This is a genomic window from Acidiphilium iwatense, from assembly GCF_021556475.1.
Taxonomy (GTDB): domain Bacteria; phylum Pseudomonadota; class Alphaproteobacteria; order Acetobacterales; family Acetobacteraceae; genus Acidiphilium; species Acidiphilium iwatense.
In genome coordinates, this window is record NZ_JAKGBZ010000069.1 from 1 (window position 1) to 12560 (window position 12560).

The 12560-nt window shown below is 59.7% G+C and carries 9 protein-coding genes and 4 pseudogenes; 8 read left to right on the top strand and 5 right to left on the bottom strand.

The features are described from left to right. Positions 1–634 (top strand): YncE family protein (locus tag L2A60_RS18680; protein WP_235705985.1); only part of this gene is annotated, 634 nt, incomplete at its 5' end. A gap of 413 nt (positions 635–1047) precedes the next feature. Here L2A60_RS18680 and L2A60_RS18685 read toward each other — a convergent pair. From L2A60_RS18685 to L2A60_RS18695, 3 genes and pseudogenes are all read right to left on the bottom strand, one after another. After that, positions 1048–2777: pseudogene (locus L2A60_RS18685) on the bottom strand (IS1634 family transposase). Positions 2778–2985: 208 nt separating this feature from the next. Next, positions 2986–3927, bottom strand: a complete 942-nt coding sequence (locus L2A60_RS18690) for a hypothetical protein (protein WP_235705986.1) — start codon at positions 3925–3927, stop codon at positions 2986–2988. A 181-nt stretch (positions 3928–4108) separates the two neighbouring features. Next, complete coding sequence (locus L2A60_RS18695; RefSeq protein ID WP_235705987.1) at positions 4109–4336, bottom strand: hypothetical protein; 228 nt, start codon at positions 4334–4336, stop codon at positions 4109–4111. A 63-nt stretch (positions 4337–4399) separates the two neighbouring features. On the opposite strand from L2A60_RS18695, the pseudogene L2A60_RS21040 reads away from it, so the two are divergent. From L2A60_RS21040 to L2A60_RS20970, 4 genes and pseudogenes are all read left to right on the top strand, one after another. Then, positions 4400–4495 (top strand): annotated as a pseudogene (locus L2A60_RS21040) (IS1595 family transposase); the annotation flags it as partial. A gap of 509 nt (positions 4496–5004) precedes the next feature. Continuing rightward, on the top strand, positions 5005–5646 hold the full coding sequence (locus L2A60_RS18705; RefSeq protein WP_235705988.1) for a carbohydrate porin: 642 nt from the start codon (positions 5005–5007) through the stop codon (positions 5644–5646). A 598-nt stretch (positions 5647–6244) separates the two neighbouring features. Further along, a complete protein-coding gene (locus tag L2A60_RS18710; protein WP_235705989.1) occupies positions 6245–6439 on the top strand; it encodes a hypothetical protein in 195 nt (64 codons plus the stop codon). 49 nt (positions 6440–6488) lie between these two features. Then, positions 6489–6596: pseudogene (locus L2A60_RS20970) on the top strand (hypothetical protein); the annotation flags it as partial. A gap of 4 nt (positions 6597–6600) precedes the next feature. On the opposite strand, the gene L2A60_RS18715 reads toward L2A60_RS20970, so the two are convergent. Together L2A60_RS18715 and L2A60_RS18720 are read right to left on the bottom strand one after the other, a co-directional pair. After that, a complete protein-coding gene (locus L2A60_RS18715) occupies positions 6601–7005 on the bottom strand; it encodes a hypothetical protein (protein ID WP_235705990.1) in 405 nt (134 codons plus the stop codon). A 24-nt stretch (positions 7006–7029) separates the two neighbouring features. Then, positions 7030–8601, bottom strand: a complete 1572-nt coding sequence (locus tag L2A60_RS18720) for a lytic transglycosylase domain-containing protein (RefSeq protein ID WP_235705991.1) — start codon at positions 8599–8601, stop codon at positions 7030–7032. 554 nt (positions 8602–9155) lie between these two features. On the opposite strand from L2A60_RS18720, the gene L2A60_RS18725 reads away from it, so the two are divergent. From L2A60_RS18725 to L2A60_RS18735, 3 genes and pseudogenes are all read left to right on the top strand, one after another. Further along, positions 9156–10673 carry a Do family serine endopeptidase gene (locus L2A60_RS18725; protein ID WP_235705992.1) on the top strand — a complete coding sequence of 506 codons (1518 nt, stop codon included), beginning with the start codon at positions 9156–9158 and terminating at the stop codon, positions 10671–10673. Between the two features lie 20 nt (positions 10674–10693). Beyond that, positions 10694–11499, top strand: a pseudogene (locus L2A60_RS20795) (IS1595 family transposase). 315 nt (positions 11500–11814) lie between these two features. After that, positions 11815–12429: a hypothetical protein gene (locus tag L2A60_RS18735; RefSeq protein WP_235705993.1), complete on the top strand. Its 615-nt coding sequence runs from the start codon at positions 11815–11817 to the stop codon at positions 12427–12429. Positions 12430–12560 lie beyond the last annotated feature (131 nt).

Genomic DNA, 12560 nt, shown 5'->3' on the forward strand with positions numbered 1-12560 from the left:
CGGAACCTCGCCGGACGGAATGTGGCTCGATCCCGCCACGCATAAACTCTACGTGGCGATGGACGATAACAACTGGGTCGATGTCTACAGCACCGGCAAGGACCCGAAATTCGAGACCAAGTTTCCGCTCTATCCCACTAAGGGAAGCGGCCCCGATGTTGGTTGGCTGGTTCCGTCCAAGAACGTCCTCTACATGCCTGACGATTCCTGGGAGGAAATGCTCAACGCGACGACCGGGAAGATTTTGTACAAATATAATACTCATTGTGACATAACCAATCTTGGGGGAACCAAAGGCCAGATCTACGATCCCAAGACAAATGCCGTCTGGGTCGGCACAACGACAGCGGGAGTCTATGTGTTCAACGCGGACACGCTCAAGGTGCTCAAGCATTTGTCTGCCAAGTCCGGCATCGACGAAGTGGAGTGGGACCCCAAGCTTGGCTTGGTTTATGCCTTTGAAGGCGCGGGCAAGGGGTTTAACGTCTACGACGCGAACACGATGAAGCCGGTGACGTTCGTCTCGACCGGGGTCGGTCTGACTCACACCGGCACTGTCGATCTCAAAACGCATGATGTCTACGCCTATGCCGGCCTGGCAGGCGCGCTCTACGTCTACAAACCCGAGAAATAAAGGAACCTGCGAATGATCACCGTTCAGCAGAAACGGTTCCAAGACATTGCTAATCGTTAGTATTTCGCGGATCTGCGTCATTATCCAGAAGCACGGCAAAAAAATGGATCCCGGCGCAGGATAGTAATAACGCCTCCCTCCCCCCGACCGCCGCCTTGGCTGACGGTTGGGGGAACTTGAGCGTGACGGTCTTGCGCCCGTCACGCTCTTTTCTCATTCTTCATTGGTTGATCCCCGCACTTGGCAGCCAGGCGATCCACCTTCGCAAAATCTTTCGACGTGTTGACATTAACGAATTGGAAATCCACAACTCGCCGGAGAACCAGTTATGCAGCAAGTCTAACCTGAGCTTTCTTCTTTCGAATTGCACAGCCCATTGATCCGGAACGATAATTTGTGATTGGGCGGGGTAGTTACTGGGTACAGCGGATGGCGAGAAGGTCGAGCGCCTTTTGCTGGATGGGTGTTGGCCTTGCGGTGATGGTGATCGGGAGGTTTGGCGAGATTGCGGTGGTGACGGTGCTGCGCGTCAGTGTCGCGAGGTCTGCGATCAGGCTGTGGAAGCTGTGGACCGGCAAGCCGTCGTCGGTCTGTTTGGCGGTCTGTTTGCGGCGTGCTGCTGGGGACCGCTCGGCTTTGGCGACGACGCTGGGGCGCAGGGTCTCGGCGAGATCCTTGTCGGTGTCCTCGAACGGCATCGGTGCCAGTCGCTGGCGTATATGCCATTCGAGGTAATAGGCGAGCATGCAGAGCAGCACATGAGCCCGCACCCGCCCCTCCAGCCAGTGGTAGACCGGCCGGATATGGAGATCGACGGTCTTGAGGCAGCGGAAGGCGCGCTCCACCCGGGCGATGGATTTGTAGCTGCGCACCGTTGCGGGGTCATCGATCGTCTCGGTGGGGAGATTGGTGCGAATGACATAGAGGCCATCGCGTGCGGCTTCGGCGGCGATTGCGTCGTCCTTGCGCGCGAAGCTGAAGCTGGTGTCGGTGATGTCGAGGCGGAAATGCTTGGCCATCTGGTGCCGATCGAACATCGCGCCGACCTTGAGTGCGATGGCGGCGGTGCCGCGGAGCGGCGTGCGCTTGCGGTCGACCGCGGCTTTGATCTGGGCGAGGTCGCGCTCGGTTGCGGCGAGCAGATCATTGCGCTTGCGCCGGCGTTCGGCGGCGAGATCGGGATTGCGACAGACGATGAGCCGTTCGCCCGGAAAGTCCGGTGTGGTGATGCGCGCCATGTCGCGCTCGTCGAAGAGGGTGAGTTGCAAGGCGCCGCTGTCGCAAAGTGCCTTGATGGCGGGCGCACGCAGCGCGGTGATCCAGTCGAGGCCGGCCGGCTTGAGATCGTCGGTGATCCGCGCTTCGGTGATCATGCCGCGATCGCCGACCAGCACGATGTGGTCGAGGTGAAATCGCGTCTTGAGTTTTTCGACCTGGCTGGCCAGCGTTGCCGGATCGCCAGTGTTGCCCTCGAACACCTCGATCGCGACCGGACAGCCGTCGGGTGCGCACAAGAGGCCGTAGGTGATCTGGAGCTTTCCCGTCCTGCCGTCACGATTGTAGCCACGCCGGGCGAGTGGGCAGCAGCGGCCTTCCATATAGCTCGATGAGACATCGTAGAGCACCAGCGTGGCGCCCTGGAGATGACGCTTCGCGAGGGCGCGTTCGATCGCCTCCTGGCGCGCGCCGAGCCAGTCGAGGGCGGTATAGAGTTCGTCCTCATCGACGCTGCCGAGGTCGAGCATCTCGCCCAGGCTTGATGTTGCGCTTGCCGGCGAAAACGCACGGGCGGCGGCCAGCTTGGACTGTGGATCAAGGATCCGGCCGACGATGAGCGCGAGCACGAGATCACGGCACCGGTTGCCAACCGGGCCGAGCAAACTATCGAGCCCGATCTGCCGTGCTGTGCCGAGGGCGGCGAGGACATGGCCATGGGGGAATGAACGGGCGATCTGGAAGGCGTCCTGTCCGGCGGGAATGACGGTTCCGCCCTTCAGCACGCCGCGCAAGCCCTCGATGAAGGCGGGGGCCAGTCGGAGAGGTTGCAGAGGGTTCGTTTACGGGTCTTGGCGCCCTCGCGATGACTTTCGCGCAGCAGGATCGCCCGGGGAGAATTCCGGTTGGGAACCGCCTCGATATACATGTCTTATGATATACACAATATCCCCTGACAAGCAAGTTATTCTTTACAATTACATGGGCGCGTTTTGGGGGCGATTTGTGGCCTCAGTCGGGTATTTTCAACGACTTACGAGAAAAACAAATCGGAAGCTCGGTCTAACTGATGGCTCGTGAGCTTTTTTGACGGGTTCAGATACCACCATCAAGATGCCCAATTCTTTCCAATAACATTACAAAAATTTAGTGTTGCGGTTGAATTTTTCTTTGTTATTTAAATAGACGTTTGCCGCAATAAATAGAAATGCAATGACGTAGATATTAGTCGTTCCCAGTACATCGCCTTTGTTTGCGGTAAAACCGGCGCCGTATGGCGCACCCCATCCTTCCGCGGTGGTCCATATGCCAAGGCTATAGACGATGCCGAATGGGATCATCCAGCGTAACGCGATGTTCATCAACAATGAAATCGCGATCGCGGTTTCAGCAAGTGCTGCGGCAACACCAAAAGTCAGAGGACCGATTGCCGTCAGGACATGGATGAAGAACTCGATATAAGCCTTGATCCATGCAGGTTCACCAAGCCGCGCTTGTTTTAGGTAGCTCAGAACATGGTGCAAAAAGAACGGCTGCCATTTCCAAAAAGCATCGAATAACCACAGTAGCCCGAAGGCGATGCGCCCCGCATGCAACGCATTTAGATTGACCGTCTGCGGCGGGCGGCGCGCTAGGCTGACTGATTGCCAAGCGCGCGTTGCAATCACCAAGAAAAAACAAAGTGCATAGATGATCGCGGTGCCGGGGTCGGTAACGCCTTTGGTGTATGGTCCACCGAAACCACCGATGGTCGACCAGAGCCAGAGATTGTAGATTAATCCCACCCAACCCATCGTCGGAAATCCCAGGCCGGTCAGCAGCGACAACGCAAGCAACCCATCGATCATGATCGTCACATGCGCGACAGAAACCGCCCCCATCGCGCCGACAATCCCAGCCGCCCACTTCCCATAGACAACCACCCAATGCGGCTGTCCAGTTACCGTATCGGCACCGAACATCTTCAGAAAATGCGCTGCATAAGCTGGGCTTGTTTGTAAATATGTATTTACTGCCCAGATCACGCCGAACAGGATGCGAGTTGCACCAAAACCGCGAGCTTCCGCTTGATCGTTCATGACCATCCTTGTCTGTCACTCGTTCAAAATACGATGAAAATTTCTCCCGTTTTGCGCACGACCGACGCTATGATCTTGTGTTGGCTTCAGAAATGCGCCCAAATTATCTCTCGATAACTCAATTCGTAAACAAACGAAACGAGATGGCTGCACTCCAGGGTGGATTAAGATCTGTGCTTCATCATGGTCGCTGTCGCCGAACTGACGTCACCGGCTCATGCCAGCCAACCTTCTCCGACCCACACATTGACGTCGTTTTGGTCTCGCCACTATCTTTTTGGAGACTGGGGTGGCGTGCGGCCATTTTTTTGCCACGCGAGAGATAAAGCTCGGCGCGGTCGAGCAGCCAGTACCGTCCGACGTGCTTGGCGGTGGCGCCTGGCAGGGAAAAGTCTTCCTGCTTATCCATCTTGATCAGCCGCTTTCCGATAAGTGCAAAATAAGAACATGAAGGTGTGAGCGGAGGAAATCGATGGCTCGGAATGCGGTGCAGTTGCAGAAAGGGCTGAGCGAGGCTGAATTTGATCGATTGTACGGCACGGAGGAGCAATGCCAGGCCGCGATGATTGCAAGCGGTTACACCTATCTGAGCTGGCGGGCGCCGCATGATACAATCTATATCAAGATCGGCAAGTTCGGCATCGATGAGAATTTCGACCAGAATCCGGCCGCTGCGGTTCTGGTCAATTCCAACTTCACCTACCGCAATATCATGGCGAACAACCTACCGGGTGGAGGGCCAGCCTATTCCTATGAAGGCCCCGGCATGATGGCCGCCGTGCAGGCGACGCGGCGACTGCGGCTGCGTGGCGGCTTGTTCAGCGGCGATCCGCTTGGACAGCCGCTCGAAGGGCCCACACCCCCCCCCCCCCCCCCCCCCCCCCGGCGCGCGATTCCAACGGGCTGATCTTTCCGCTCGATGCCGGCGCGCTGGTCATCGGCGAAGCGGATTATGCCTATCGGCTGCGTGGTTTAGGCAAACTCAAGATGAGCAACTTTCCCCTCAGACGAAAAGGAGGAAGGCAAAGGCCGCTAATCAACACTCAAGTCGCCATCCAAATCGTTAAGTGAACAGTATTGGGTCTAGATGCTGGCACTCCCCGACTCGATCACGGGGATTATGCGATTTATGCCGGCGATACCCAGACCCTCTGGCACAGACACGGCACCCGCTGGCTGCGCGTCTTTTCGCGGATCGCCTATGCGCCACCCAGCCACAATCTGACTTCCCTGGACGTGCAAGGCGGCATCGTGCTGAACGGCACCTTCCCCGGCCGGTCTCATGATTCCGCCGCTTTTGCCATTTCCTACGACCGGATCAGCGCGCGGAAAATCAGCCTGATTCGGGCTGAGAACGCACTCGGTGGCGCTGATAGACCGATTCCGAGCGCGGAGATGGATTTTGAACTGGACTATACCGCGCGGGTTACGCCGTGGCTGACCGCGACGCCCGATCTACAATATATCCTGCACCTTGGTGGCGGCATCCCGGACCCGCAGGACCGCATAAAAGTCGAGCCGAATGCGGTTCTGGCGCAGGCCGAGTTCATAATCATGTTTTTACTGTCAGCCTGGTTGGGCCGCATCGCGTCAGGGCCGCTGGAAAAATCGTCCCCCCTGACACGGTATGAGCCGGAATCAAGGGAACCGGGTCGGACGATGCAGGCGGAGTGGGCCATACGCTCGTGTTCGGACCCTTTATCGACCAAGTTTCAATAGGCAATCGCCGCAATCACAGGGTTGAGACCGAGGCTCGAAACTGCCGGCTTCAAACCTCCGATCGGTAAATATGATCATTTTTGTGTGTGACGCCTAATTCGGGTAGAATTTATGTATACAACATACTTTATTTGCCATATTGTAGATGTTGCCTGCGTTTCCGAGTAAAATTCCCGGCCCATGGTGAGCTGAGGTTTCCCTCGGGAGAAATAGGGGAAACTACGATGAACAAAATCTTTCTGGCCGTAACGGTTGCCGCTGGTATTTTGAGTTGGAGTTCTCTAGCCCGAGCGGGTCAGGGGATCCTGGTCATGCCAGAGCAGCCTTTTGTTGCACAAACACCACCGGACGTGATTGGCCAGAGCTATCCGGCTTTCACGGGCGCGACAACACCAGTGGTTTCTATACGCATCGCTACTAGCGTAGCTGGCCAAAGCTATCCGACCTTCGTAGGTCAGATACGGCAGTCCCAGTCCTTCGGACAGATTCCGAGGGAGAATAAGCTAAGGGCCCGTCTGTGAACAAGTGAATCGCATTGGGTCGGATTTTTATTGCTGACGGGATTCCATCGGGAGTCACAAGGCTATATCGTCCTGGGGTGATTGACGAACCGGCCATACGCCAGCGCTTCGAGGCGCTTGCTCCGGGGCTCGACGAGGGCGGGCGGCGGTGGTTTGCGGCGGCCGAGGTGAGGTCGGCCGGACATGGCGGGGTCACACGCGGTCACCCGCGCCACACGGGCATCGCGCGCAGCACGATCGGCCGTGGCCTAGCGGAATTGCGCAGCGGGTGAGACGCCGGATGCGAAGCGGATCCGTCGGCCAGGCGGCGGTCGCAAGCCTGTGAACGAGACGGATGCAAGCTTACTTGACGATCCGCGCTCGCTGGTCGAACCGGAGACGCGCGGCGATCCGCAATCGCCGCTGCTGCGGACGTGCAAGAGCTTACGCAAGCTCAGCCAAAGCCTGTGCGGGATGGGCCATACGATCGGCCGAACCAGGCTTTCACGCTCTCGGATGGGACGCTTGGCATTCTTTCTCCGCGCGTCGGGATCGCGACCATCATGCAATGTCCGCGCTTACCGCACAGCCAGCGCAGAAACACGTGCATCGGCATCGCGGTGCCCAGACGGTCTGTCTTTGCCCGGCTGTGCTCGCGCGCCACAGCGACGCTCGTCGAATGTATGGCATCGACCTCAATACCGCGCACCTGCAGCCATCGCGCAAGCCAGAACACGTCACGCCCCGCAGCGAAAATCGCCTGCAAGGTCCTCAATCGGATGATCAACCTCGGAATGGCTGTCGGCGGTCGAGTCAAATAACCCGAGACACCGGTGATTCTCGCCCGATCCCGGTTCATACAACAGCGCCGACGGGTAACGGATCAGCGTTCCGCCAGTGCGGGCCCATAGGGCGACAGACGCGGAAACCGGCCCTCCGCCAGCGCATCGAGGCTTTCCGACGTCGTGCCGATTTCCTCGGCATAGAGCCAGCTATCGGCCAGCACCTGGCGCACGAACCGCCGGGTTTGCGCCAACGGGATCGACTCCAGGAAAATCAGCGGATCGCCGCCGTCATGGATCGAATGCGTCCAGGACGCCGCCGCCACCGGACCCGCATTGTAGCTGGCCAGAATATCGAGCAGGTTGCGCTGCCCCCCGGCTCTGCCCAGATAGAGCAGATAGCTCTGCCCCAGCGCCAGATTGACCGACGGATCGCCCAGCTTCCCCGCGATGCCGCCGCGCCGCGCCATGGCCGATGCGGTTTGCGGCATCAATTGCATCAGTCCGCGCGCACCCACCGGCGAGACCGCGTTGGGATTGAACCCTGACTCGGTGCGGGCCAGTGCATAAACCAGCGAGGGATCGACATTGAAGCCGCCCGCCGGGTGCAGCGCTGGCAAGGGCAGCCGCGCTCCGGCGATCGCGTTGCCCGGCAGGGTCTGGTCGAGCGCGACCGCGACATCCACCAGCCCGGCGCATGCCGCCACCCGCATCACAGCCCGGCCAAGCTCTGGGTCGCGCTGAATATCCGGCCACAACGCTCGCAGCGCCCGCGCGGCATCGGCTGAGCGGCCAACCTGCAGCAGAGCGAACGCCAGCCTGCCATCTTTGTGTGACGCGACCGCTTCGATATCGGCTTCCGAAAGACTGGCCGCGAGGCCGGTACCGTTCAGCCCACGGCCGAGAAGACGGTCTGCCAGCATCCCGTAGAAACTGTCTGGGGCCGCAGCCGCCCGGTCGAGCCAATGCAGATAGGCATCCGGCTGGCGCAGCCCCAACGCCGCCCGCGCGGCCCAGAACGCGCCGGCCGCGCGCTGGCCGGCGCTGCTGTTCGCAGCGGCGGCGGTGGCAGCAGCGGTGAAATAGGGCAAGGCCTTGGCGACATCGTGCATCTGCCAGGCGGCGAGGCCCGCGATGAAATCGGGCCGCCACACGGTATCGTTGCCCTCGTGCGCGGCCTGGCTCGCCACCGTAAAAGCCTGCTCGTATTGGGCATTGACGAATAGGTGCCGCGCCACATCGCCGCGCAATGCCGCGCCGGCCGGGGCCGAGATATGGTTGTCCAGGCTGATCAACATGATCGCCCGGCCACTATCGCCAGCCCTTGTGAGGTTTTCCACCCGGTCGGCCAGATAGCGCGGCACCAGCACTCCGCGCGGCGCGGAGTGCGCGGCACCACCGGCGGTCATGCTCGGTTCGGGCAGATAGGATACGTCCGCTGCCGGCGCATGGGCTCCGCGCGGCAGGCGTTGCTGCAACAACGCGCGGATCCGCCGTGTCTGCGGCTGACCGTTATAGGCGGTGAGCCAGGCTTGAAGCTCGGCGGGCGTCGAATGGTGGTAAGGGCCGAGATAGAGTTGCGCCAGCACCTGGCCCTTGAGCAGCGGATTACCGACCCGCGCCATCAGGCGCTGGGCTGCAGCGATCTTGCCGTCATGCTGATCGGTAAACACGCGCTGATAGATCGCGGCATCGCTCGGCGTCAGCGGTTGCGCCAGTATCGTTTCGGCACCGTTGATCGATGTCGAACGTGGTATGGCATAAGCGACATTTTCGGGTCTCGATGACCCGGTCTGCCGAGTGGTTGAAGGCCCCCGTTGCCCGGCCGATGCCGCACTGGCAGGTGCGACAGTCGCGAGCAGTGCCGCAGAGACGATACACGCCCGAGCGACACTTAGGCGGGAGAGTTTTTTGCAGGCCCCTCGCATGAGCCAAGGGGCTACACGGCTTTTTTGGTCGGCATCAACCCCCCATCGAGTGGCTATCCATGATGAACATGCGAACGTGATCGAAGTCAGCAACGTCAAACCCTAATTGCTGCTTGTGGATGCGAGCAGGTGAAAAGAGTTTCATCTTCGCAACCGACGCACATTTAGAATCATCACTATATCGCACTCTCGACAAACGATTGCGCGAATAATGTATGAGCACGACGTGCAGGCGCCACCGGATTGTTCGACTATGGGATCACTGCCCACGGGGCGGCTTTCAATGAAGGAAAGTTTGAATGACACTGTTCCTCTCGCGACCCCGTCCACAACGGATAGCAGCGTTACCTGCAATGCTACTCGCCGGAACCAGCCTGACCGTCGCGACGATGCATCCGGCCTTCGCCAATGATCAGCCGCTGAATGCGACCGCGAAAGTCCAGCGGGGTTTCAAACCCTTCCCCAACTTCGCACCGCTGGTTACCATCGTAAAGCCGGCAGTTGTTTCGGTAACGGTGCATTTCAAAATCAACAACACTGCTCAAACCGGCAACCAGGGCCAGCCACGCTCGCCGTTTCAATTTCCGTTTTCTATCCCGTTTCCTCATCTGCAAAAACCTCAACCAGTAGAAGCCAAGGGATCGGGCTTTTTCATCAGTCCAAAGGGCTACGTCGTCACGAACAATCATGTTGTCAAAAACGCGAAATCGGTGTTTGTCACATTATCTGACGGCCAACGTCTGATCGCCAAAATCGTTGGCACCGATCCAAGCACCGATCTTGCAGTACTGAAGGTCACACGGTCTAAGCCATTCCCCTTCCTTGAACTGGGAAATTCTAAAAAAGTGCTGCCAGGACAATGGGTGATTGCGATTGGTAATCCTTTTGGCCTCGCAGAAACGGTGACGACCGGAGTCGTTTCCGCCTTGGGACGCGATATCGGCGATGGGGAATATGACAGTTTCATCCAGACTGACGCCCCGATCAATGAAGGTAATTCCGGCGGCCCGCTGCTCAATCAAAAAGGTCAGGTGATCGGTGTCAACACAGCCATCCTTACCCCCTCGGGTGGCTCGGTCGGTATTGGTTTTTCAATCTCATCCGACATGGTCAAGCGAATTACGACTGAATTGATCAAGTATGGTCATGTCAATCGCGGTTTCATCGGTGTGCAGGCTCAAGACGTTAGTCCGGAAATGGCGACAGCCCTGGGCCTGAAGTCGCATGACGGACACGCCGATGGTGCGTTGATCGATGAAACCGAACCGAGTGGTCCGGCAGCCAAGGCCGGCTTAGCGCCCGGCGATGTTATCACCAAGCTGAATGGCAAAACGGTTAAGGACGTTCGTGATTTCGCTCTCGCGATTTCGGAGGTCAAACCTGGCGACGCCGTGCATGTGGCATACGATCATGACCATCACATCAAATCGACGACCATCAAAGTCGAGAAATTCCCGGCTAATGCTCAAGCAGCCTTTACGCACGTCTCCGCCAGCACGCAACAAAAGGCTGAACTTGGCCTCGTCCTCACTCTACTCACCCCGAGCAATCGCCAGCAGTTGAATTTGCCGATGACCGCGCAAGGTGCCGTGGTCGTTCATGTGGCACCTGACTCTCCAGCAGACCAAGCAGGCATCCGTTCCGGCGATGTGATCGTGGGGATCGGGAGCGCTGCGATAACCAATCCCGGTGAAGTGATCGCCGCGATCCATAATGCCGAGACTCATCACGCCAAAGCGATCGCCGTGCGGATCATGCGGGATAATCAGGCGATTTTCGTGGCCATACCGTTGCCGAAAGCTAACGCCAAGAAATAGTATCCCGCAGTTGCGTCGGGATCAAGACGCAAGCAATCGTCCCGCGATCGGGGGACTATCCTCGGACCTTCCAGGAGTTCGAGGCGTGGTTCCGCAGCGAGGTGGCCTGCCGGGACTACATCCGTCGCCTGCGGTGATCGGATGGATTCGTGTGCCCGGCTTGCGGGGTGGCGGATGCCACGCCCTGGGAAATGTCTCGCGGACAGTTGTGCTGCCGGAGGTACGAGGCGGAGGCGACGGTGACCGACGGCACGATCTTCCAAGATACCCACAAGCCGTTGCGGCAGTGATTCGTGGCGCTGTGATGCATCACCAGCCAAAAGACCGGCGTCAGTGCCCTGGGCCTCCAGCGGGTGTTGGGACTGGATAGCTACCGGACGGCCTGGACGTGGCTGCACAAGCTGCGGCGGGAGATGGTCCGGCCTGGCCGAGACAGCCTGCACGGCGAGATTAAGGTCGACGACGAAACCTTTGTTGGAGGCTTCGAAACCGACGTCTCCGCCGACAGTCTGATGGTCATCGTGCGCAGCACGGTCGAGCTCACGGGGCGACGATCCAGACCGACGGCTGGGGGGCTATTCCAGCCTGATCGCCGCTGGCTACCACCACTAGGTGACGGTGATCAGCTCCAGCCTCGATCCCGCCCACGTCGTCATGCCGCGCGTCCACAGGGGTCGCCTCGTTGCTCAAGCGATGGATCATGGGCACCCCGCCGGGCGGCATCCAGCACCAGCATCTCGACTACTACCTCAACGAGTTCTGCTTCCGCTTCAACCGCCGGAACTCGAAAGCCCACGGCATGCTGTTCTATCGCCTCGCCCAGTAGGCCGTCTCTGTTGCTTCGGCACCCAGGCTATTGTCAACCCGGATGATCCAGGCACCCTCAATCGCTATCCCTGGGAGGCTACGGGTGTGAAGTGCATACCCAGTTTGAAGGATACCGACGTCTGCGCGCGGTGAAGCCTCTCGGCTGCAACGGGTGCGGTTGCGTTGTTGGTGCCGCACTCAGCAGCACGTCGTGCCGATTGGGTACGTAACCAAGCCTTCCAGCGCCAACGCCCCGAAACGGTGACCACGGTGCCGTCGTAAAGCAGCGGAACCATTTTCGCGGTCGGAACAGGCAATTCGACACAACCGGGCCATGTGCGCTTGGGAGCGGTTCTGCGCCTTTGCACGCGAGCCCGAGCGCCGGCGGGTCGGCGTCGATGCCAGGGTGCAGGTGGACGGCGTTGTTTATGAGGTCGAGCCTGCCTTGGCGGGCGAGACGGTGACGCTCTGGTGGGGGCTGTTCGACCACGAACTGTTTGTTGAGCACGCCGATCAGCGATACGGGCCGTTCGGCCCGATCGACGGGCCGATCCCGTTGCATCGCTACCGCAGCTTCCGCAAGTCGGCGACGGACGGCCGGCTCGACCGTATTGAGGCGCTGGCGGGCAAGCTTGGCCTGCCGCGCGCGGCGCTGGATGGGCCGACGCCGGCCGCGATCACGCCCGCCGCCATTCCGATGACCGTGCCGTTCATCGACCCTGACCCGTTTCGTGAACTGCACTTCCCGAACGTGCTCGCGGCCAAACTCGCGATCGCGGACTACCTCGGCCGTCCCCTGGCGAAGCTGGCGGCCGAGGACCTCGGAACCATCAACGTGCTCCTCGATCGGACGCTGGAGCGGCGCACGGTGATCGCCTGCGTGCGGGGCTATTTCCGCGAGCGTGAGGCAAAGCGGCGACAGGAAGAGGACAGCGGCCATGCGAGCTGAGGTAATGGGTATCTGCTCAACCCGGCAGGGGGTCGATCGGCAGTGATGCTCCGGTGACGGCGTTTTTGATGGCGGTGTAGGCATCAAGGCCGTGTCGCGCGGCGGTCCCGACGACGGATCGGACGTTGGCG